Origin of the sequence: Xanthomonas arboricola pv. guizotiae (genome assembly GCF_002940205.1) — a bacterium.
GTDB lineage: Bacteria > Pseudomonadota > Gammaproteobacteria > Xanthomonadales > Xanthomonadaceae > Xanthomonas > Xanthomonas arboricola_C.
In genome coordinates, this window is record NZ_MDSK01000017.1 from 64,733 (window position 1) to 85,830 (window position 21,098).

Sequence of the window (21,098 nt, forward strand, 5' to 3'; positions counted from 1 at the left end):
CGGCGACGGCGCTAGCGCGCCACATCCAGCGCCGGGGCCGCGTCCAGTGCCACCGTCGTGAACGCGATGCCGTGCTGCGGATGCGCCTGCCACAGCGCGGCCAGGGTCTGCCCGCTCAGCGGGTCGACAAAATCGGGCGCGATATCGGCCAGCGGCTTCAACACGAAGGCATGCTTGAGCTCGGGCCGCGGGATGCGCAGATGGCCGGGGCCTTCGATGATGCAATCGCCGAAGAACACCACATCCACGTCCAGGGTGCGGTCGCTGAAACGCGGGCCGCTGCGATCGCGGCCGTGCGCATCTTCCAGCGCATGCAGCCAGTGGTCCAGCGCGGCCAGGTCCATGTCCGTGTCCAGCGCCACGGCGTTGTTGACGAAGTCCGGCCCGTCGAAGCCCACCGCTGGCGTGCGATACGCCGGCGAGACCGCAAGTTGGCCGAAGCGTGCGCGCAAGGCGTCGACGGCCAGGCGCAGGTAGTGGGTCGGCTGGACGTTGCTGCCGAGGCTGAGAAGCACGGTGGTCATGCGTTATTCGCGCATGCGGCCGGCGTGGGCGTCAACTGTTGCGATCGTGCCGCACCTGAGCCTGCCCGCCCACGGGGTGCCAGGCCCTGGCCTCAGGCCACTTCCAGCGCATGCGCCACCGCGCGGAATACCCGGCGCATTTCCAGCGGTTTGCGCAGCACATGCACCGGGATATCCGGTGGGAAGTGCGAACGTTGCAGCGGCGCGCCGACGTCCTCGAGCACGATCGCCGGGCCGTGATAGCCCAGCTCCTGCATGCTCAACAACACGCTCACCGCCGAGAGCTGGATGATGTCGCTGTCGATGATCACCAGGTCCGGCATCGCGTGCTGCTGCACCAATTGCAGCGCCGCCGCGCCATCGGTGGCCAACTGCGGTTGATAGCCCTGGCTGGACAAGGCGTTGCCCAGCAGCGACAGGCGCGTGGCCTCGCCATCCACCAGCAGGATGCGCTGCCCATGCCCCAACGCCAGCGGCGGCTCGGTGTCGGCAATCGTCACTGCGGCCGCACGCATCGGCACGATCATGTCGAACCGCGTGCCCTCGCCCAGGCGGCTGTCGACCACGATGCTGCCGCCGTAGCTTTCGACGATGCGCTTGCAGGAAATCAGCCCCAGGCCGGTGCCATCGGCCTTGGTGGTGAAGAAGGGGCTGAACAGGCGTGCGCGGGTGTCCTCGCTCATGCCCACGCCGGTGTCGGCCACGCTCATGCGCACGCGCGCGCCGTCGTGGCGATCGGCCGACAGGGTCAGCATCCCGCCGCCCGGCATCGCCTGGATCGCGTTCAGGCCCAGGTTGAGCAGGCACTGCTGCAACTCGGTGTAGTTGGCCTCGATGGTCAGATCCAGCGGGATCGTGTCCATCTGCAGGCGCACGCCGTCGGGCAGGCTGCTCTTGAGCAGCATCTGCACGGCCTGGAACAGGCTGGCGATCGACACCTGCTCGCGCGGCTTGTTGGAGCCACGCACGAACGAGAGCATCGACTCGGCCATCTCGTGCCCGCGCCGGCCGCACTCGGCCACCACGTTGGCCAGCTGGCGCAGCTGCGGATCGTCGGTGCGTCCGGCCAGCAGGTCGGGCACGATCAACAGCGGTTGCAGGATATTGCGCAGGTCGTGGCTCAACCCGGCCGCCAGCATTGCCAGGCTTTCCAGCCGCTGCGCGCGCATCAGCTCGCTCTCCACGCGCTGGCGTTCCAGGTCGGCGCGCGCCTCGCGGATCGCACGGATCACCGCGCTCGGCAGGCGGGTCGGATTGTGCTTGATGATGTAGTCGTTGGCGCCGTCCTGCAGCGCCTTGACCGCGGTCTCCTCGCCCATGGTGCCGGAGACGAAAATGAAAGGCGTGGCGCCGCTCTGGCGCACCAGGCGCAGCGCCTGATGGCCGGAAAAACCGGGCATGCTCAGATCCGAGAGCACGATGTCCGGCTGGAATTCATCCAGTGCGGCACGCAGCGACGGTTCGCTGTCCACCCGCTCGAACGCCGCATCCAGCCCGGCATCGAGCAGCTGATCGGACAGCAGCTCGGCGTCTTCCGGTGAATCTTCCACCAGAAGGATCTTCAACTGCTCCAGTTTGCCCCCCTCATGCAGCATGGGTCAGTCCAGCTCCGGTGCCTGATTGATGACCGCCCAGAAGGTGCCGAGCGTCTTGACTGCATTGAAGAACTGATCCACGTCCACCGGCTTGACCACATAGGCATTCACGCCCAGGTCCCAGCTGCGGGCCAGGTCGCTCTCCTCGCGCGAGGACGACAGGATCACCACCGGCAGGCGCTTGAGCGACTCCTCGCTGCGGATCTGCTTGAGCACCTCCAGCCCGTCCAGGCGCGGCATCTTGATGTCCAGCAGCAATACCGCCGGCAGGCCTTCCTCGCGATCGGCGAAGATGCCCCGACGCAGCAGGTAGTCCATGGTCTCCACGCCGTCCTCGACGTGCACGATGGGATTGGCCAGGCGGGCTTCGCGCAGGGCATCGACGGCCATTTCCGCATCGGCCGGGCTGTCTTCTGCCAGAAGAATGGTACGGATGGCGGTCATACGTTGAACTCTTGGTTGGGCGCTTCAAGCGCAGGAGGAAGCACAAAATGGAAAGTGGCGCCTTCGTCGACCGCGCCTTCGGCCCAGATCCGGCCGCCGTGACGCGTCAGCACGCGCCGCACGCTGGCCAGGCCGATCCCGGTCCCGGGATATTCGCTGGCCTTGTGCAGACGCTGGAACACGCCGAACAACTTGGCGCTGTATTCCATGTCGAAGCCGGCGCCGTTGTCGCGCACGCTGAACTGGTGGCCGCCGTCGGCCATCGGCGTATAGGTGACCTCGATCCTGGCCACCTCGCGCCTGGTGCTGTATTTCACGGCGTTGCCGAGCAGGTTCATCCACAGCTGACGCATCATGTTCTCGTCGGCCACCAGCACCGGCAACGGCGCGATATGCCAGTCCACACGGTGGCCGGTGTTCTCGCTCTGCACGTTGGAATCCAGGATCGCGCGGGTTTCCGACACCAGCGACTGCATGTCCACCGCCTGCAACCGCAGCGCGCTACGGCCCAGGCGCGAGTACACCAGCAGATCGTCGATCAGCGACGCCATGCGCCGCGCCGAGCTGCTGATCACTTCCATGTAGTGACGCGATTTCTCGTCCGCCGCATCGCCCAGGTGGCGCGCCAGCTTGTCGGAAAATCCGGCAACATGGCGCAGCGGCGCGCGCAGGTCGTGCGAGACCGAATAGCTGAAGGCCTCCAGCTCGCGATTGACCTCCGACACCTGCTCCACCTTGCCTTCCATCTGCCGGTTGAGCTCCTGGATGCGCAGCTGCGAAGCTTTTTGCAGGCTGATGTCGCTGACCGTCATCAGCACCACGTCTTGGTCGCTGGTGTCCGGCAGCGGCATGCGCCGCGCGTTGATCAACATGGTGCGCAGCACGCCATCGGCGGCGCGCTGCTCGTGTTCGTAGTCCCACAACTCGCGGCCGCGCAACAGCACATCGGCCAGCCGCTGATGGATCTGCGCATCGCGCCAGACGCCATCGCCCACGTCCTCCAACGGCATCGATTCGTTGCCGCGCTCGTCCAGCCCGTACAACTCGGCAAATGCCGGGTTGTGCAGCAGGATGCGCTGTCCGGAATCCAGCAGCACGATCGGCTCGCGCACGGTCTGCAGCACCGACGACGCACGGCCGTTGGCGCGCAGGTATTCCTGTTCGGCGGCCAGGCGGCGCCGGATCTGCCGCTGCAGCAACCAGGTCACCGTGCCCAGCAGCAGCAACTGCACCACCAGCGTGCCCCAGCTCAACACCGCGTAATGCGCGCGCTCGCTGTCGGCGCGCGCATTGCGCAACTCCAGCAGCTTGCCCTCGGCATCCTGCAACTCGTCGATCAGCACGCGGATCGGGTTGTTCAGGGTCATGTCGTTGATCAGCCCACGGATCTGCTCCGGCGCGGTGGTCACCGCAATCCGCTCGGCCAGCAACAGACGCCGCTCGATCGTGCTCTGGATGCGCCCCATCCGCACCTGCTGTGCAGGATTGTCCTTGGTCAGCACGATCAGCCGCTGCACCGCGGCCAACGACTCGCGCCGGCCGCGCCGCATGCGCTCCAGCAGGGCCGGGCGCTGCACGCCGTGCGAGCGCATCAAGGCGGCCGATTCGGTATCGCGCATCGCCGCCTCCAGACGCTGGGCGGTCTCCTGCACTTCCTGGCTATGCGCCACCCACACCGCAGCCTGGTTGGCGTTATTGGCCATCTGCTGCAGCAGCAGCGACGGCACCACCACAACCAGAAATACGGCAACTGCCAGTAACGGCAGGCGCCAGCGATCCCATCTGTCTTCTTGGACCGTTGTCTGCATTGCTAGGTCGGTATCCGCTCGCTGCCAAAGCCCCGAAGGCAAGCCGGCATTGTCTCCCATCGGCCCCGGGATGAGATTAACGATTCAGCCTGATCACTCCCGCGATTACATAGCTGAATGGGCATATCATAAGTGCAGTAACCGTGAAAACGGCGCGAGCGCTTGGCGCCCATCGGCGTGCCCGGCGTGTGCGCAGGCAACAAAAAAGGCGCACTCCTGGGAGTGCGCCTCGTGCGCGGAGCAGCCGCCTCGCCTCGGCTGGTCCGGCATTCGCGACCGCTGCAATTACATCTTTGCAGCAACGACCTTCAGGCCGGTGGATTTGACGCTCTTGACGCCTTCGATGCCCTTGGCAACCGCCACGGCCTTGTCGTGCTCGGCCTTGGTGGCCACCGTGCCGGTCAGGGTGACGATGCCGTTCTTGGTCTCGACCTTGACGTCGGTGCCCGACACGTTGTCGGTGGCCAGCAAATCGGCCTTCACCTTGGTGGTGATCCAGGTGTCGGTCACCGGCTTCTTGGATTCGTTGATGTTGTCGGCAGCGTGATCCTTGTGCGCGGCGTGCTCCTGCGGCGCGGCGAATGCCTGCGAGGCACCCAGCGTCAGACCGAGCGACAGCGCCAGGGTCAGCAACTTGCGTGCGTGTGTGATGTGCTTCATCGGATGTACCCTCCTGTGAATGTGGCGGCAGTCTGCAGTGGCGCTCGTCGTGCACACGTGACCGCCGGATGCAGGGGTTGTGAACCCGGCGCACACGGGTGGGTGCAATACCATGCAGGCCTCCTCCGTCGTTGCGATGAACCGTTTTCAATGCCTAAACCGTTCAATCTGGCCGTCGTCGGCTATGGCTATGTCGGCCGCACCTTCCATGCCCCGCTGATCGCCGGCACCCCGGGTCTGGCCCTGCACAGCATGGTGTCGTCCAAGCCGCAGCAGGTGCAGGCAGACTTTCCCGATGTCGCCGTGCTGGCCGATCTGGAAACGGCACTGGCCGATCCGGCGCTGGATGCGGTGGTGCTGGCCACCCCCAACCAGACCCACGCACCGTTCGCGCTGCAGGCCCTGGCCGCCGGCAAGCATGTGCTGGTGGACAAACCCTTTGCGCTGGACGCCGCGCAGGCGCGCGAAGTGGTGGCTGCTGCGGCGGCGGCCGGGCGCATCGTCAGCGTGTTCCAGAACCGGCGCTGGGATGCGGACTTCCTGACCGTGCGCCGGCTGATCGACGAAGGCCAGTTGGGTGAGGTGGTGGAATTCCATTCGCACTTCGACCGCTTCCGGCCGCAGGTGCGCGACCGCTGGCGCGAAAGCGACATCCCCGGCGCCGGTCTCTGGTACGACCTGGGGCCGCATCTGCTCGATCAGGCGCTGCAGCTGTTCGGCGCGCCGCAGGCGATCGGCGCGGACCTGCAGCGCCAGCGCAGCCAGGCGCGCAGCGACGACTATTTCCACGTCACCCTGCGTTACCCGCGGCTGCGCGTGATCCTGCACGCCGGCTCGCTGGTGGCCGACAGTGGCCTGCGCTTTGCCGTGCATGGCACCCGTGGCAGTTATCTCAAGCACGGCCTGGATACCCAGGAAGACCAGCTACGCGCCGGGCGCCGCCCCGGTACCGCCGGTTGGGGCGTGGACCCGCTTCCGGGCACGCTGACCCGCGTCGACGACGAAGGCCGCGTGCATACCCATCAACCCGACACCACGCCGGGCGACTACCGGCAGTGCTACGCCGCATTTCGCGATGCCCTGGCGGGGGCCGGCCCGGCACCGGTCAGCGCTGCCGACGCGGTACAGGTGATGGAGCTGCTGGCGCTGGCACAACGCAGCGCCGCCTCGGGCCAGGTGCAATGGCTGGAAGGCGCGAGCGCGGCCTGACGCGGCCGATGCATGGCCGGGCGCCGGTGTCGGGCGTGTCGGGCGCCCCGGCCGATGGTCTGCATCGGCACGGCGTGCTCGCGTCCTGTAGGGCCACGTGCGGGCACCGCATCGATGCGCACTGCGATCAGCGATCAATCAGCGGGCACGCCGGCGGTCGCCGGACACGGACGCGATGGAACAGACCTGCACTGCGCGCCATGCGGGCGCGCAGGAATCGGCGCGATCGCTCAGACGTCCTTGCTGCCGATCGTCGGCGCCGCTTCCGTGCTGCTCTTGACCGCATGACCACCGAACTGGTTGCGCATTGCGGCCAGCAGCTTGTCGGTGAACGAATCCTTGTCGCGCGAGCGCAGCCGCTCCATCAGCGACAAGGTGATGATCGGCGCCGACACTTCCAGGTCGATCGCCTCGGCCACCGTCCAGCGCCCTTCGCCCGAATCGGCCACGAACGGTGCGATCCCGGCCATGGTCGGATTGTGCGCCAGCGCATCGGCGGTGAGATCCAGCAACCACGAACGCACCACGCTGCCATCGCGCCAGATCTCGGCGACCTGATGCAGATCCAGCGCAAAGTCGCTCTTGTGCTGCATCAGCGCGAAGCCCTCGGCATAGGCCTGCATCATTCCGTACTCGATGCCGTTGTGGACCATCTTGGTGAAGTGGCCGGCGCCGCTCGGGCCGACGCGGCCCCAGCCCTTGTCCGCTGCCGGCGCCAGCGTGGCCAGCACCGGATGCAGCGTGGTCACCGCCGCTTCGTCGCCGCCGACCATCAGGCTGTAGCCTTCCTGCAGGCCCCAGACGCCGCCGCTGGTGCCGCAATCGACAAAAGCGATCCCACTGGCATGCAGCAGCGCGGCGCGGCGTTGCGAATCCTTGTAGTACGAATTGCCGCCGTCGATGACGATGTCGCCGGCCTGCAACAGCGGCAGCAGCTGCGCCAGGGTGTCGTCGACGATCTTGCCCGCCGGCACCATCAACCACACCACGCGCGGGCTGGGCAGCGCGGACACCAGCGCGGCCAGCGCATCGGCAGTGACAATGCCCTTGGCCTGCGCACTGCGACGCGCGCCTTCGCCCGGATCGTAGCCATGCACGCGGTGTCCGCCGTGCACCAGGCGCTCGGCCATGTTGGCGCCCATGCGGCCCAAACCCACCATACCCAGTTCCATACTCGTTCCTCATGATCTGATCAGTGCAGGGTGCCACGCCCGGCGTACGCTGGCGTGGCGGAATTCTCAATGGATTGTTCCGCCGCGGTGCCGGCGCCGCACTGCTGCAGCTGCCAGTCGATCCAACGCCAGTACAAGGTGCTGCGCAGATTGTGCAGGGTCAGGTCGATGGCATACGGCGTGCGCGGATTGCGATCGAGCAGGCGCGCCACGTGGTACCCGATCGGCTTGATACCCTTGGGATGCACGTACACCAGAAAGCCCTGGTAGAACGGGTCATCCAACAGGCCTTGCAGCGTTTGCAGGCGTGCCTGCTGCTGCGGATCGAGCCTGGCGCGCAGCGCGGCATCGCGTTCGTACAGCAGCCGCTCGAAGCGACGCTTGCCCGGCCCGCGCAGCGCCCTGGCCAGCTCCCAGATCTGCCGGTTGCGCGCGTCGTAATGCGCAAAGCCGCCGTGCTGCGCCAGCGCCTGCGCCGCCGCATCGCTGACCTCCACCACCACGAAGTTTTCGGCTTGGTTGTGGATGTCGTCCAGAAACGACTTGTCGAACACGTGCGCGATAAACCCCGGCGCGCCGACAAATGCCTGCCGCCCCAGCTGCGCGGTCCTGGCCGCCTTGCCGTCGGCGAAGAAATCGCCGGCATGCGCGCCCAGCAGGATGCTGTCGGTGTCGTGCAGGGTCAGAAACGTGCCGATCGACAACTCGCCCGGGGTGAACACCCGATCGAACCCGGCATCGCCATACAGCTCGCGCTGGGTGGCCAGCTGGGCCACCTGCCGCCCCACTCCGCATTCGGAGCGCACCTGGCCGCGATAGAACGCATCCAGCGCCTGCGCATTGCTGCCGCGCGGTTGATAGCCGCGCCCGAAACTGCGAAAGCCGCTCCAGCCCTGCGAGGCCGCGCCACGCCAGCCGAATCCGATCCAGCCCAGCTGCAGTGCCGAAAACCGGTAGCCCGGGTTGTCCTGCAGCTGCGTGGTTGCACGCCGCGTGGCCGCACCGAGTTCGAACGCGTAGGCGCATTGGGTAGCGCTGTCGTCCAGCAAGGCCCTGAGCGTGGCGCCGCGTTGCTGCGCGTTCCAGCTGGCCGGCAGCGTCAGCTGCAGGTCGCCGGCCGCGCGTGCCTGCGCAAGCGAGCCGCGCGTACACGGCTCGCCACGCTGGATCACCGGCGCACTCACTGCGGCGCTGCGAATGGTCCAGCCCAGTCGCCGCAGCAAGGCATCGACGCAGTCCACGGACGCCTCGCGCGCGGTCTCGCTCGGCGCGGCCGCGGCAACCTGCAATAGCTGCACTCCGAGCAGCGCCATCGCGCATAGACGCACGGCGATGTGGCGGCGCGGTCGGTGCGGCGCGGATACTGATACCGACGCAGGCCGCATCACTCCCGTCCACCGCCGCAGGCGGGGCTTCTGAAACGCACTCATCGGTACAAGGTGATGTCGATCCGCAGCAAGGCGCCGCACCCCCAGACGTAGAAAGCCCCGGCAGGACCGGGGCTCGCAGGATTCACTGCATCAGGTTCAGCGGCGTTCGCAGACGCGCTCGACCTGACGGTTGCCGTTGGCTTGCTGGCGGTTGCCCTGGATGGTACGGCCCGCGGCACCGCCGGCAACTGCGCCAGCCACGGTTGCCAGCTTCTTGCCGTTGCCGCCGCCAACCTGGTTGCCGAGCAGGCCACCGATGGCCGCGCCGGCCACCGTCCCGCCGATGCGATTGGGATCGGTCGAGTTCTTCTGCACTTCGACATTGCGGCAGCGCACGCGCGTGCCATCGCCGAACTTGCGGCCTTCATCTGCTTCGGTGTAACGCTGCTGATACGAACGCGTTTGCGCCTGCGCCAGCGTGCTCGTCGCCATCAGCGCGATCAGGGACATACCCACAAGGGAATTGCGCATCTTCATCGTCTGTCTCCATCTCGCCCCTTGGCGAGTCATGGCTGCACTTTCGCCACTTGGTCGAGAACGCAACGTGAAGCGTGCAGACAGCGATTCAGGCTTTGGCGCAGAGCCTGAATCGCTCCATCACGGCTGGGTTGCCGGCTCGGCTTGCGACAGCGTGGCTGGTGTCGGCGGCGGGTCTTGCGCCTCCACCGGCAACGGGGCCACCGGTGGCTGTGCGACAGGTGGCTGTGCAACGGATGTTGCAGCAGATTGCGGCGCAGATGCAGTGGGCGTGGCCGGCGGAGTGGCTGCCTCGCTGGCCTGAGTGGCCGCAGGCACCGGAGCCGACGACATCGCCTGTGGCGGCGGTACAGGTGCGGGCAGCGCTTCGGTGACCTTGGGCAGATACGAATTCAGACGCTCGAAGAAGCGTTTGTAGAAGGCCGCGTCCTGCACCGTGGTGCTGGACACGCGCACCAGCGAATCGCCGCTGCTGCCAACCGGCAACGACACCGAACCGAGCACGCCGACACCGACGCTGGCCGAGGTCGAACTCTTTTTCAGCGCATAACGGTCCTGCAATGCGCTGACGAACACCTGCGCCTTGCCGCCGTCCTGGGTGGCACAGGAAATGCGCAGATTGAGTTGTTCGCTCTGGTCGGCTTCCTTGAGCTGGAAGTTCTTGCTGCCTTCCACCGCAGCGGCATCGGCACGCGTCACCGCATAGCCCTGGCTCAACAACACCCGGCGCGCGGCCTCGCAGGCCTGCGGCGAGGTGGACGCCACACTGCGCGAGTAGGTGTCGTCGGAATCGAACGACTCGCGCATCAGCATGGTGTCGCCCTTGCTGCCGCCGCAGCCGGCCAGGGTTGCCAGCGCGCCAAGCAGGGCACCGCGCGCGATCAGGGAAGAACAAGACATGGAGACATTCCGGCATCCAAAACCGGCACAGAGCATAGCCGCAACCGGTGTGCGCGCGGCGTCGCGGGGCCGATCAGGGCAACGGCGGTTCATCCGCTGGCAGCTGCAGGTCCAGCTGCAGGCCGCTGCCGTCTGCGCCGATGCGCTCGGCGCGCAGATAGTGGTGCGCGCGCAGCGCCGCCAACGCGACCGGCGCCCGGCATGGCTCGCCCCACAGGCTCAGGGCGAATCCCTGCGCCTGCAGCCAGGCGGTGAGGCGGTCCCACAGCGGCTGCTCGGCCCGCAGGATCAGGTCCAGGTCCGCCGGCCCCTCCGGCACCGACTCGGGCGCCTGCAGCCAGCGCGCGTAGCTGCCGTGCACCTGCACCGGCAGGCCGTCGGCGCGTAGCGCCTGCAGCAGCAGCGCTGCCTGCTGCAGGTCCAACCGCGCACGGCAGTGCTGGAAGATCAGCGCGTACTCGTGGCTGCGATTGCTGTGCGTGCCTGCAGGCGCCAGCACTGCGCCCGGCCGCCGGTAGCACAGCACCCGCTCCTCGCGCAGGGTGAACAGGCTGGCAAGGATCCGCCCCAGATCCCACGCCTGCGGAATCACCCGCCCGCCGACGACGACGTTTTCCACCATCGCCACGCCGAAGCCATCCGCTCGCATCCGCTTGCGCAGGGCGTGCAATACCGCCCGCATCCCGGACAGATAGCCTGCGTAATCGGCACTGGCATACAACTGCCCCGGCAACGCCGCACCGCGCCAGTGGCAACCGAAATACGGCACGTTGGTCAGGCACAGATCGACCGCCGCAACGGGCGCGGTGTCGACCAGCGTGCCGACCACGACCGGCGCCTGCACGCCGTGCCGCTGCAGGCGCGTGCGTGCCAGTTGCGCACGTGCGGCATCGATCTCCATGCCATGCGTGCCGCGCCCTTCCAGCGCCGCCGCCAGCAGCGTGCTGCCGAATCCACAGAACGGGTCGAACACCTGCGCGCCCGGCACGCTGAAGTGCCGCACGAACGGGCGCATCTGATTCACCCAGCCGCAGTCGCGCCCGCCAAGCGGGTCGGCTGCGCGCAGATCCTCGGGCAATGCCCAGCACGGATCATCCGGCGCCGGCGTCCACCAGCTGCGCTGGTCGAGCTCATCCATCGGCCGGCTCCCACAGCACATCGGCATCCGGGTCCCAGCCCGCGCACAGGCGGCCATTGGCGAAGAACACCAGCTTGTAGAGGTCGCCGGTGGCGTGGCGTGCGTGCATGGCCGCGTAGTCGGCACTTTCGAACACCACCTCCAGGCCGTCTTCGCTGCGCATGCGCAGATTCCAGAAGTAGTAACCCTCGGTCATGCCGTCGGCTTGCCAACGCGACCACCACGGCTGCTGCATGCAGTCCGCCAACAGGCTTTGCATGCCGATGCGATGCTGGGCGATATAGCGCCAGGTGCCATTGCTGCGGTACGCATCGTCCAGACGCGACAACTCGCGAAAGATCACCTGCGTGGCGCCACAGCCCCGCGCCCACGCGATGTACTGCGCCACGCCATCGGCACAGTCCACGCCGCCCCGCTGCACGATGCAGACCAGCCGCACCGGCAGGCGCGCTGCGGCGCGTTGCGCCGTCCGCACGAACATGGCCGCATCGGCAATGGGCTCGTCGGGACGGAAACGCATGATCGCGTCGTTGCCGGCCTGCAGCGGGTGGTGACGCGACAGCTCGATCCACGACAGGCCGAAGCCGACCAGGGCATCCAGCAACTGTGCCCCCTGCGCGCGCGCCAGACCGGCGCCATTGCTGTACAGCACGCGCTGCTCCACGCACGGGCCGTTGGGCGTCGTCGCCAGGGTCTGCAGCAAGGCCTGCAACCAGTCCGGATCGTCGGTCATCTCCAGGCCAGACAACGAATACGACAACGGCACCCCGTGCAGCAGCTGCAACGCAGCGCGCAACTGCGCAAAGTAGTCCGGCCCTGGCCGCAACATCGCTGCGGCCAGGCCACCGTGGTGTTGGCGCAGGTTTTCCGAACAGAAGCCGCAGCGCGCCGAACATGGCCGTACCGAGGCATACGGGGTCAAGGTGATCGGCAACGCTGCCCGATACGCGCGCTCGCCGATGCGCAATGCATGCCATCGGCCGTCCTCGTCCTGCTGCGGCACGCGCCGCCGCAGGCTGGGCGCGGCGGCGCGCAACCCGGCCAACAGCGGCGATGCGGACAGCAACGCGTCGTCGTCGAAGGAGGCGTGCATGCCGCTAGCCGCGCGGCGAACGTCAGCGGCGCGCGGCGTCGGCACGTGCGCGCACCTGCTCCAGGGTCCACTCCTGCTGCATGACGCCGTTCTCCCACACCGTCACCAGCGCATCTTCGCTATCGGCATGCGCGTCGACTTCATCCAGCAACGCGCTGCGATAGCTGCCATCGGCACGGTCGCGCAGCAGGGTCAGCCGACCGCGCTTGCTCTGCTTGCCCTTGTCGGTGATCGGGTCCTTGTAGACATCGATCCATTGCCCGTCCACGCGCACGGCCGAGCACTTCAACGCGAACTTCTGGGTGTCGCGATCCACCTTCTGCAACAGCGCACCGCCCATGCCGAAGGCGACGTTGTCGGCGGCATAGCCGGCTGCGGTGATGCGTTCGAGAATCGCGCGCAGCGACTGCGGGTTGATGCCATCGCCCTGGATCACCCGCACATGGTTGAGCACCTTGTAGCCCTTGCCGTTGACCTGATGGCCGAACGCCTCGTCCAGCAGCAGCAGGCATTGCTCGACCACATCCACCGGGTCGCCCGAATCCGGACGGATCACCACCGTCGCACCGGAGGCAATCACCTCCTCGCGCAAGGTGGTGCCCCAATGCTCGCGGATCGCGCGGTAGATGTCGTAGCTGTCCGAGACCACCGCCACCAGCGAACCGGGGCGCGCGAACTGCGCCAGCATGTTGCGGTACGCATCGGCCTCGCGCTCGCGGCCCCAGCTGGTGATGGTGCTGTGCTCGGCAGCGGGAATCGAATAGCCGGCTACCGGCGTGTGGTAATGCGCACGCGCCAGCAGCAACGCCGACAAGGTATCGGTGCCGAGGAAGTTCACCAGATGCGCGGCACCGCCCAGCGCGGCCGAGCCAAGGCTGGACACCCCACGCGCACCAAAGTCATGCAGCTTGAACGGCAACTGCCCTTCCGGATCGTCGCTGGTGCGCTGCAGGTAATCGCGTACCACCTGCTTCACCTGCCAGCTCACCGTTGCCACCGTCACCGGGTACCACACGCGCAACAGCAGCGTTTCCAGGTACGACGGCACCCAGAACGCCTTGGGATCGGTGGATTCGATCGTCATCAACACAGTGTGCGTGGGCACGACCGTGCCTTCGGGCACGGCACGGATACGGATCGGCAGTTGCCCGCCGAGACGATCGACAATGTCGCGCCAGCCGGCTTCGTTGAACGGCTCGCCATGTGCGGCCAGCAAGGCCTTCGCATCGTCGATGTCGGCATGCGTCACCGGCCGGTTGATGGCCTCTTTCAGGATCGACTGCAGGCCGAAGAATACGGTCTGGTCGTAGACGCCACCGCGCGATTCGACATAGAAAAACGCCGCATCGGTGCCGGGTGGATACTGCAGCCAATGGCTGGCCTTGTAGCTGTCGGTGTTGAGCAGCAGGTTATCGAGGTAATGCATGACGGAAGCTCCTTCGCGTCGAATGGACCAGCGGTCTGTCCGCCGGCGGGAGGCTACGGTTCAAGCCGATCTTGGATTGCGCGCGGACGCCTTGGGTGGGTGACGGCACGCAGTCGTTGTCGGCCTCAGCCGCGACCCAGGAAGAATTCGAGGATATGCAGATGATCTTCGTACAGGCGCGGGCCCATCGCCATGACTTCGGCAAGCGGAATCCAGCGCGCCTTGTCGGCATCGTCGCCGCCGCGCACCGCGGGCAACTCACCGGCCGGAAATTCGAAATGGAATGCATGGGTGATCGTGCGCCCACGCAGGCTGCGCTCGGGGTGGTCGAACACCTGGCGTCCACGCAATGAGCCCTTGAGCACCGGCACCGGCACCTTGAGCCGTGTTTCCTCGCGCAGCTCGCGCAGGCAGCCGTCCAGCAGCCCTTCGTCCTGGCCGACGAAACCGCCCGGCAATGCCCACAAGCCCTTGCCCGGCTCGGCGCGACGACGCACCAGCAGCACATGGCCCGAATGCACCACCACCGCATCGGTGGTGACGAAGGTCGGCGGATACGGCGCGTCTTTCCACGCCGCACGGTATTGCTCGATGAAACGGTATTCGGCCACCAGCTGCGCATAGCTCGGCGAGTTGCGCCGGAACGCTTCCAGCATGTCGTACACCGGCGCCGGCACATTGCCGCGCAGCATCAGCAACCCACCGTGGAAACCGATCTCGCCGGCCTCGAACAGATAGCGGCGCAACTCGGTGGCCGACAGCGTGGCGGTATGTTGCACATCTTCCAGCGGCCACTGCGGAAACTCGCGCAGGTAATAGCTGCTGGCATCCTTGTCCATGCCGATCAGGCCGATGCGTGCATCGGGCGTGCCGCCATCGGCCTGCACGGCCTCGGCGACCTGGCGCTGCACCTCGGCAATCCACAGGCTTTCGTTGTACAGATGGTCGCGCAACGGGCGCAGGATCAGCCGCTGGCTCTCGCCAGGCAACGCAGACTCGATCATTACCGCGCGTTCGGCAACGGTCCATGGATTACGAATGGTGCGGGGCGTGTCGGCAGAGCCGATCAACACGATGAGCTTGCTGGCCTTGCCCAGCGCGTGGCGGGCGAAGGCGGCGTGGCCGTTATGGAAAGGCTCGAAACGCCCGATAAACACGAGATAGTCGTACTGCAATGCCATGAGAATCCCTCACGGTTGGCTAGGCATGCAGCGGTCTATCCGCTGGCGTGGTGCAAATGCTACGCCGATGCGCGAGGAGGTCAAGCAGGCGCGATCTCGCGATGACATTTCGGTCATGCATGCCGATTAGACTCGCCGATTGGTCCTCGAGGAATCCGCCTGCATGTCACGCCTGTCCGTTCGCGCCATCTCACGTTCCCTGTTCGCGGCACTCGCGCTGCTGTGCATCGCCTTGCCTGCGTTGGCTGCACCTGCGCCCGCAGCCTTGCGGGTGATGTCGTTCAATGTGCGCGTGCCGGTGGATACCGATGGCGACAAGCGCTGGAGCGTGCGCCGCACGGCGATGGTGGCACTGGTCGAACAAGCGCACCCGGACGTGTTCGGCACGCAGGAGCTGGTGCAGGAACAGGCGCAGTATCTGGCTGCGCAACTGCCTGATTACCGCTGGTTCGGGAAAGGCCGCGACGCCGACGGCAACGGCGAACACATGGGCGTGTTCTACGACAGCCGCGCGGTGTCGGTGGTGGAATCGGGCGACTTCTGGCTGTCGGAGACGCCACAGGTTCCCGGTAGCCGCAGCTGGAACACCGACCTGCCGCGCATGGTGAGCTGGGCCCTGTTAGAGCGCCGCAGCGACAAGCGCCGCTTCTATCTGCTCAATACGCACTTCGCCCACCGCGACCAGGACGAGGCCGCACGCGAGCACAGCGCGCGCCTGATCCTGTCGCGCATCGCGACGCTGCCGGCCAACATTCCGGTGGTGCTGACCGGCGACTTCAACAGCGATCCTGACCAGGGCACCTACCGCGTCCTCACCGCCACGCTTGGCGATGCGCGCGCGCGTGTCTCCGAGCCGCAAGGCCCGGAAAAAACCTTCCAGGACTTCACCACGCAACCGACCCGACGCATCGACTGGATCCTGTTCCGTGGCCTGACACCGACACGCTTTTCCACGCTGGATCAGCGTCCCGGCGGTGTATTGCCGTCCGACCACTATCCGGTGCTGGCCGAATTCGCCTGGCCGCGTTGAGCGCGCCGGCGACGTGACGCTGTCACGCTGCCGGCCGCTCTGACGCTACGCAGCTCAGTCGCGTTGCAGCCAATCGACCAGCGCTTGCAGCGGGGTCGACGGCGCAGGCGCGTGACGCAGCACGAGCGAAAGCTGCCGAGCTGCCCAGGCTGCATCCAGGGGCACCGTGGCCAGCTGATCGCGCACGCATGACCGCTGCACTGCGGCGTGCGGGAGAATCGCCACGCCCATGCCTTGCGCAAGCATGCGGCACAACACGTCGATGCCTTCTGGCAGCCGTGACGCCGGGCACCTGGTTGAGTGCAGAGGTACTGACAGGCGCCACCCCCAGCCTGGTCCGCGCCGGGTTGGACGGGGCGGCCAACAAAAAAGCCACCGCGATGCGGTGGCGTTTTCTTTGCTTCAAGCCGATGCCGTCGCCAGCTGTCCGACGAACGATCAGTCGGCCCAACGCCCCGGCGCGGTCGACTGCGGCAGCACCTGCGCCGACAACGGCTGGTCCTGCGACAGCAGACCCAGCGCATCGGCGAGGATGGCGGCCGATTCGTGCAGCAACGGATCCGGGCGCTTTTCTGCGGCCTTCTCGCGCGCGGTGTCCTTGACGATATCGCGCTCGTTGCCGGTCAGGCCGTCGTCGCTGTCTTCGGCGAGCGGGTCCAGCGGCAGGCCCAGCTGCTTGCGCACCTGCTGGCGATCCTTGCGCTGCTGATCCTGCTTCTGACGCTCGGCAACGCGCTCGGCTTCGTTCAACGAGATGTACTTCTTGGCCTTCTCGTCGCGGAACTGCTTGACGTCCTCTTCCCACCACTGGAATTCCTTGTCGGTGGCGATACGCGCGGTGTGCAGGCCCTGCAATTTGGGCAGCAGCGGCGCGAAGTTGCCGTACTGGGTGTGCGGTGCGGCGGCGATGCGCGTCCACGGCAGCGCATTGTCGTAGGTGCTCTCGCCGAACTCGGTGGCATCCACGCTGGCGGGGAACGCGATGTCCGGTACCACGCCCTTGTGCTGGGTGCTGGAACCGCTGACGCGGAAGAACTGCGCGATCGTCAGCTTGACCTGGCCGTAGCGCTGGCCTTCCGCCGCCGGCCAGCGGTCCAGGTCGACGATGTTCTGCACCGTGCCCTTGCCGAAGCTGGTTTCACCGATCACCAGGCCGCGACCGTAGTCCTGGATGGCCCCGGCAAAGATCTCCGAGGCGGATGCCGAGCCGCGATTGATCAGCACGCCCAGCGGACCATCCCAGGCCACCTTGGGATTGCTGTCGCCATTGACGGTGACCCGGCCGCCGGATTCGCGCACCTGCACCACCGGGCCCTGCTCGATGAACAGGCCGGTGAGCTCGATCGCCTCGTCCAGCGAACCGCCGCCGTTGTTGCGCAGGTCCAGCACCACGCCGTCGACCTTGTCGGTCTTGAAGCCGGCCAGCAGCTTGGCGACGTCGCGCGTTGCCGAGGCATAGTCGGTCGCGTTGCGGCGACGGCCTTCGAAATCCTGATAGAAGCCCGGCAGCTTGATGATGCCGATGCGGCGCTCCGGCTCGCTGCCCTTGGCCGGCAGGGTGATGGTCTCGCCCTTGGCGGCCTGCTCGGCCAGGCGCACCTTCTGCCGGGTCAGCGTCACCGTGTGGTGCTTGCCATCGATGCCCGATTCGGCCGGGATGTATTCCAGGCGCACCTGGGTGTCCTTGCTGCCGCGGATCTTGGCGACCACGTCGTCGATGCGCCAGCCGATCACATCCTCGATCGCGCCGTTCTTGGCCTGGCCCACGCCGACGATGCGATCGCCCGGCTTGAGCGTGCCATCCACCGCTGCCGGACCGCCCGGGATGACCTCGCGGATCACCACCATGTCGTCCTGCTTCTGCAGTTGCGCACCGATACCTTCCAGCGACAGCGACATCTGCTGGTTGAAGTTTTCGGCCGTGCGCGGCGTGAAGTAATCGGTGTGCGGGTCGACCGCGTTGGTGTAGGCGTTGACGAAGAACTGGAACACGTCCTCGGCCTTCAACTCGTTGACCGACTCGGCCAGCGCGGCATAGCGCTTGTCCAGCGTCTTGCGGATGTCTTCGGGCTTCTTGCCGGCCAGCTTCAGGCGCAGCCAGTCGTTCATCACCGACTGGCGCCACAGCACGTCCAGCTGTTTGTCGTCGGCAGCCCACGGCACGTCCTTGCGGTCGTACTCGAACTTGTCGCTGCCGGTGAAATCGAAGTCCTGCTTGAGCAGGTCGCGCGCGTACTTGACGCGCTGGTCGACGCGCTTCCTGTAGACCGAGAACACCTGGAACGCCGGATCCAGCTTGCCCCCGCGCAGCGCATCGCCCACGCCTGCTTCCAGCGGCGCGAAGCCGGTGATGTCGGTCTGGGTAAAGAACTGTTTGCTGCCGTCCAGGGTTTCAAGATAGCGCTTGAACACGTCCTTGGTCATGGCCTCGTCCAGCGTGCGCGGACGGTAGGCGTAGCGGCTGTCGGAGAGCAGGCCATAGACCAGCTTGGTCGCCGTGGCCTGGTCGGGCGTGGCTGCCGCCGGCAACGCCGTATCGGCGCGTGCGAGCAAGGCCATCGGAGTGGTCAACACCAGCGCCAGCAGGCCGGCCTTCATGGACGCAGAAACGTTGTAGGTCATCGAATGGCTCTCGGCACAGGGCCGACGAAAGAAAGGCGGTGAACGGATCAGACAGCATGACAGTGCCGAAAGTTGCTGGCGTTGTCATCCACTGGCTGAATCAGCCTAGCGCCGGGCCTGTAGCGGATTGTGAACGCGACCGTACCCTGCAAGCCGAGAGCAGCGGCCGGAGACGACACGACCCCGCGGTGTGCGGGGTCGCAGGTCGTTCCAAATCGAAATTACTGGACGCCTCGCGATAGTCGCGAGCAGTTCGCGACGACATGCGCTCGGGGTGCGGCCGGCTGCGGCATCAGATGACGCCAGCACCGGCGGCCGCGCCTGCCCGAGTGTGGGCGCAGGCGTCATCGGCTGGCTTAAGCAGCGACGCCGGCGCCGGCGGCCTGGCGATCGGCGTGATACGAGGAGCGCACCATCGGTCCGGAGGCGACGTGGCTGAAGCCCAGCGCATTGCCGTAATCCTCCAGCGCCTTGTATTCCTCCGGCGTCCAGTAGCGCATCACCGGATGGTGATGCGGCGTCGGCTGCAGGTACTGGCCGATGGTGATCATGTCCACATCGTGCGCGCGCAGGTCGCGCAAGGTGGCCTGCACCTGCTCCATCGTCTCGCCCAGGCCGAGCATGATGCCGGACTTGGTGGCGATGGACGGATGCTGCGCCTTGAAGCGCTGCAGCAGGGTCAGCGACCACTGGTAATCGGCACCCGGACGCACGTTCGGGTACAGGTCCGGCACGGTTTCGATATTGTGGTTGAACACGTCCGGCGGGCTCAGCGCCAGGATCTCCAGCGCGCGGTCCATGCGGCCCTTGCCGCGGAAATCCGGGGTCAGGATCTCGATGCGGGTCTTGGGCGAGCTGACCCGGATGGCCGCAATGCAGTCGACGAAATGCTGGGCACCGCCGTCGCGCAGGTCGTCGCGGTCCACGCTGGTCACCACCACATACTTCAGGCCCATGTCGGCCACGGTGGCGGCCAGGCTGGCCGGCTCGTTTGCATCCGGCGGCTTGGGCCGGCCATGCGCCACATCGCAGAACGAGCAGCGCCGCGTGCAGACCTCGCCCAGGATCATGAAGGTGGCGGTGCCGTGGCTGAAGCACTCGTGGATGTTCGGGCAGCTGGCTTCCTCGCAGACCGTGACCAGGCGGTTTTCGCGCAGCTTGGCCTTGAGGGTCTGCACCGCATTGCCGGACGGAATCCGCACCCGGATCCACGACGGCTTGCGCAGCACCGGCGCATCGACGAACTGCACCGGCGAGCGGTTGATCTTGTCGCCACCGATCTGCTTGACGCCGGTCTGCAGCGGCGCAGGTGCAGCGGTGTCGCCGGAGACGACCTGCAAGGGGATGGAACGGGCGATAGGCTGGGTCATGGCAGTAACGGGCGCTCAGGCCGGAAGCGAAAGGTCGGGCAACGCGGAGACAGGCTGCAAGACGAGACCGAACTGGCGCGCCAGCTGATCGAGCAGCACCGCCTTGACGGCGTCCATCCCGGAGGGGCCGCCCAAGTCTAGCACCGAGGTCACCTGCAGGCCCTGGTAGCCACAGGGGTTGATGCGGTGGAACGGCTCCAGATCCATGTCCACGTTGAACGACAGCCCGTGGAAGGTGCAGCCACGTCGCACCCGGATCCCGAGCGCGGCGATCTTGGCCCCGCCCACATACACGCCCGGCGCGCCCTCGCGGCGCTCGGCGACGATATTCCATTCGTCCAGCGTGTCGATCAGCGCCTGCTCGATCCTGCACACGTAATCGCGCACGCCGATCTTGAGCCGGCGCAGGTCCAGCAGCGGATAGACCACCAGCTGGCCGGGGCCGTGATAGGTCACCTGGCCACCGCGATCGACCTGCAGCACCGGAATCTCGCCCGGCGCCAGCACATGCTCGGGCTTGCCGGCCTGGCCCAGCGTAAACACCGGCGCGTGCTCGACCACCCACACTTCGTCGGCCGTGGCCTCGTCACGCGCATCGGTGAAACGCTGCATCGCGCGCCACACCGGCGCGTATTCCTGTCGACCGAAGTCGCGCAACTGCGCCGGCAGGACGGGAACAGGGCTTGCCACTGCCTGGACCGCTACAGCGTCCACTTCACTTCCGGGTGATCGCGCAGCGCCTGGTGCGCTGCGTCGAACTGCTCGCGGCTGTCGGCGCGAAAGCCGATCTTGACCGAGACATACTTTCCGCTGGACGAATGCTTCCAGCTGATGCTTTCCTCCAGCAGCTCCACACCGGTGGCGGCGAGCAGGCGCGGCAGTTCGCTTTCCAGCCCGCGCTCGGCCGCGCCCATGGCGCTGAGCTCGAAGGTGCCGGGAAACTGGAAGCCGTGATCGGGGTTGTCGGTGCTGATTTCCATCCGCCCATTATCGGGACGATGGCCGACAAACCCAAGCCC

Annotated in this window: 20 protein-coding genes; 2 read left to right on the forward strand and 18 right to left on the reverse strand. The window is 66.7% G+C overall.

The genetic code is table 11. From position 1 onward, the window contains the following. Nucleotides 1-11: 11 nt before the first annotated feature. The 5 genes from folK to XarbCFBP7408_RS12035 all read right to left on the reverse strand — a co-directional run bounded on the left by folK (nucleotide 12) and on the right by XarbCFBP7408_RS12035 (nucleotide 5,031). Entirely contained in the window at nucleotides 12-524 is a 513-nt protein-coding gene (gene folK, locus XarbCFBP7408_RS12015) for a 2-amino-4-hydroxy-6-hydroxymethyldihydropteridine diphosphokinase (RefSeq protein WP_016900856.1), read from the reverse strand. 92 nt (nucleotides 525-616) lie between these two features. Continuing rightward, on the reverse strand, nucleotides 617-2,119 hold the full coding sequence (locus tag XarbCFBP7408_RS12020; protein ID WP_104563149.1) for a hybrid sensor histidine kinase/response regulator: 1,503 nt from the start codon (nucleotides 2,117-2,119) through the stop codon (nucleotides 617-619). A gap of 3 nt (nucleotides 2,120-2,122) precedes the next feature. Next, nucleotides 2,123-2,563: a response regulator gene (locus XarbCFBP7408_RS12025; RefSeq protein ID WP_016900854.1), complete on the reverse strand. Its 441-nt coding sequence runs from the start codon at nucleotides 2,561-2,563 to the stop codon at nucleotides 2,123-2,125. After that, nucleotides 2,560-4,371: a sensor histidine kinase gene (locus tag XarbCFBP7408_RS12030; RefSeq protein ID WP_104563150.1), complete on the reverse strand. Its 1,812-nt coding sequence runs from the start codon at nucleotides 4,369-4,371 to the stop codon at nucleotides 2,560-2,562. Before XarbCFBP7408_RS12030 ends, XarbCFBP7408_RS12025 begins: the two co-directional genes overlap by 4 nt. Before the next feature lie 285 nt (nucleotides 4,372-4,656). Then, nucleotides 4,657-5,031 (reverse strand): BON domain-containing protein, encoded by a 375-nt coding sequence (locus tag XarbCFBP7408_RS12035; RefSeq protein WP_181106480.1) that lies wholly within the window; start codon nucleotides 5,029-5,031, stop codon nucleotides 4,657-4,659. Nucleotides 5,032-5,181: 150 nt separating this feature from the next. Here XarbCFBP7408_RS12035 and XarbCFBP7408_RS12040 point away from each other — a divergent pair, with 150 nt between their 5' ends. Further along, entirely contained in the window at nucleotides 5,182-6,240 is a 1,059-nt protein-coding gene (locus tag XarbCFBP7408_RS12040) for an oxidoreductase (protein ID WP_104563151.1), read from the forward strand. A 230-nt stretch (nucleotides 6,241-6,470) separates the two neighbouring features. Here the strand turns inward: XarbCFBP7408_RS12040 and gnd are convergent, their stop codons facing one another. From gnd to XarbCFBP7408_RS12080, 8 genes are all read right to left on the reverse strand, one after another. Beyond that, a complete protein-coding gene (gnd, locus tag XarbCFBP7408_RS12045) occupies nucleotides 6,471-7,412 on the reverse strand; it encodes a phosphogluconate dehydrogenase (NAD(+)-dependent, decarboxylating) (RefSeq protein ID WP_104563152.1) in 942 nt (313 codons plus the stop codon). Between the two features lie 20 nt (nucleotides 7,413-7,432). After that, on the reverse strand, nucleotides 7,433-8,725 hold the full coding sequence (locus XarbCFBP7408_RS12050) for a hypothetical protein (protein WP_104563153.1): 1,293 nt from the start codon (nucleotides 8,723-8,725) through the stop codon (nucleotides 7,433-7,435). A gap of 213 nt (nucleotides 8,726-8,938) precedes the next feature. Beyond that, on the reverse strand, nucleotides 8,939-9,319 hold the full coding sequence (locus XarbCFBP7408_RS12055) for a glycine zipper 2TM domain-containing protein (RefSeq protein ID WP_024939674.1): 381 nt from the start codon (nucleotides 9,317-9,319) through the stop codon (nucleotides 8,939-8,941). Nucleotides 9,320-9,439: 120 nt separating this feature from the next. Further along, complete coding sequence (locus XarbCFBP7408_RS12060) at nucleotides 9,440-10,219, reverse strand: DUF2242 domain-containing protein (protein ID WP_181106482.1); 780 nt, start codon at nucleotides 10,217-10,219, stop codon at nucleotides 9,440-9,442. Between the two features lie 73 nt (nucleotides 10,220-10,292). Beyond that, the gene (locus XarbCFBP7408_RS12065; RefSeq protein ID WP_104563155.1) at nucleotides 10,293-11,357 is read right to left on the reverse strand and encodes a DNA methyltransferase; all 1,065 of its coding nucleotides are present in this window, start codon (nucleotides 11,355-11,357) and stop codon (nucleotides 10,293-10,295) included. Next, nucleotides 11,350-12,450 (reverse strand): hypothetical protein, encoded by a 1,101-nt coding sequence (locus XarbCFBP7408_RS12070; protein WP_104563178.1) that lies wholly within the window; start codon nucleotides 12,448-12,450, stop codon nucleotides 11,350-11,352. The genes XarbCFBP7408_RS12065 and XarbCFBP7408_RS12070 overlap by 8 nt, the downstream gene beginning before the upstream one ends. A gap of 22 nt (nucleotides 12,451-12,472) precedes the next feature. Then, a complete protein-coding gene (locus XarbCFBP7408_RS12075) occupies nucleotides 12,473-13,876 on the reverse strand; it encodes a nicotinate phosphoribosyltransferase (RefSeq protein WP_104563156.1) in 1,404 nt (467 codons plus the stop codon). A 125-nt stretch (nucleotides 13,877-14,001) separates the two neighbouring features. Next, a complete protein-coding gene (locus tag XarbCFBP7408_RS12080; protein WP_104563157.1) occupies nucleotides 14,002-15,057 on the reverse strand; it encodes a bifunctional nicotinamide-nucleotide adenylyltransferase/Nudix hydroxylase in 1,056 nt (351 codons plus the stop codon). A gap of 163 nt (nucleotides 15,058-15,220) precedes the next feature. Here XarbCFBP7408_RS12080 and XarbCFBP7408_RS12085 point away from each other — a divergent pair, with 163 nt between their 5' ends. Continuing rightward, complete coding sequence (locus tag XarbCFBP7408_RS12085) at nucleotides 15,221-16,087, forward strand: endonuclease/exonuclease/phosphatase family protein (RefSeq protein ID WP_104563158.1); 867 nt, start codon at nucleotides 15,221-15,223, stop codon at nucleotides 16,085-16,087. A 54-nt stretch (nucleotides 16,088-16,141) separates the two neighbouring features. On the opposite strand, the gene XarbCFBP7408_RS12090 is transcribed toward XarbCFBP7408_RS12085, so the two are convergent. The 5 genes from XarbCFBP7408_RS12090 to XarbCFBP7408_RS12115 all read right to left on the reverse strand — a co-directional run bounded on the left by XarbCFBP7408_RS12090 (nucleotide 16,142) and on the right by XarbCFBP7408_RS12115 (nucleotide 21,059). Further along, the gene (locus tag XarbCFBP7408_RS12090; RefSeq protein WP_429001787.1) at nucleotides 16,142-16,333 is read right to left on the reverse strand and encodes a LysR substrate-binding domain-containing protein; all 192 of its coding nucleotides are present in this window, start codon (nucleotides 16,331-16,333) and stop codon (nucleotides 16,142-16,144) included. A 192-nt stretch (nucleotides 16,334-16,525) separates the two neighbouring features. Continuing rightward, nucleotides 16,526-18,685, reverse strand: coding sequence for a carboxy terminal-processing peptidase (locus XarbCFBP7408_RS12100; RefSeq protein WP_181106486.1), 2,160 nt, complete (start codon nucleotides 18,683-18,685; stop codon nucleotides 16,526-16,528). A gap of 380 nt (nucleotides 18,686-19,065) precedes the next feature. Next, entirely contained in the window at nucleotides 19,066-20,079 is a 1,014-nt protein-coding gene (lipA, locus tag XarbCFBP7408_RS12105) for a lipoyl synthase (protein WP_104563160.1), read from the reverse strand. 15 nt (nucleotides 20,080-20,094) lie between these two features. Beyond that, nucleotides 20,095-20,793, reverse strand: a complete 699-nt coding sequence (lipB, locus tag XarbCFBP7408_RS12110) for a lipoyl(octanoyl) transferase LipB (protein ID WP_104563161.1) — start codon at nucleotides 20,791-20,793, stop codon at nucleotides 20,095-20,097. Beyond that, entirely contained in the window at nucleotides 20,781-21,059 is a 279-nt protein-coding gene (locus XarbCFBP7408_RS12115; RefSeq protein ID WP_039514943.1) for a YbeD family protein, read from the reverse strand. Before XarbCFBP7408_RS12115 ends, lipB begins: the two co-directional genes overlap by 13 nt. Between the last annotated feature and the right edge of the window lie 39 nt (nucleotides 21,060-21,098).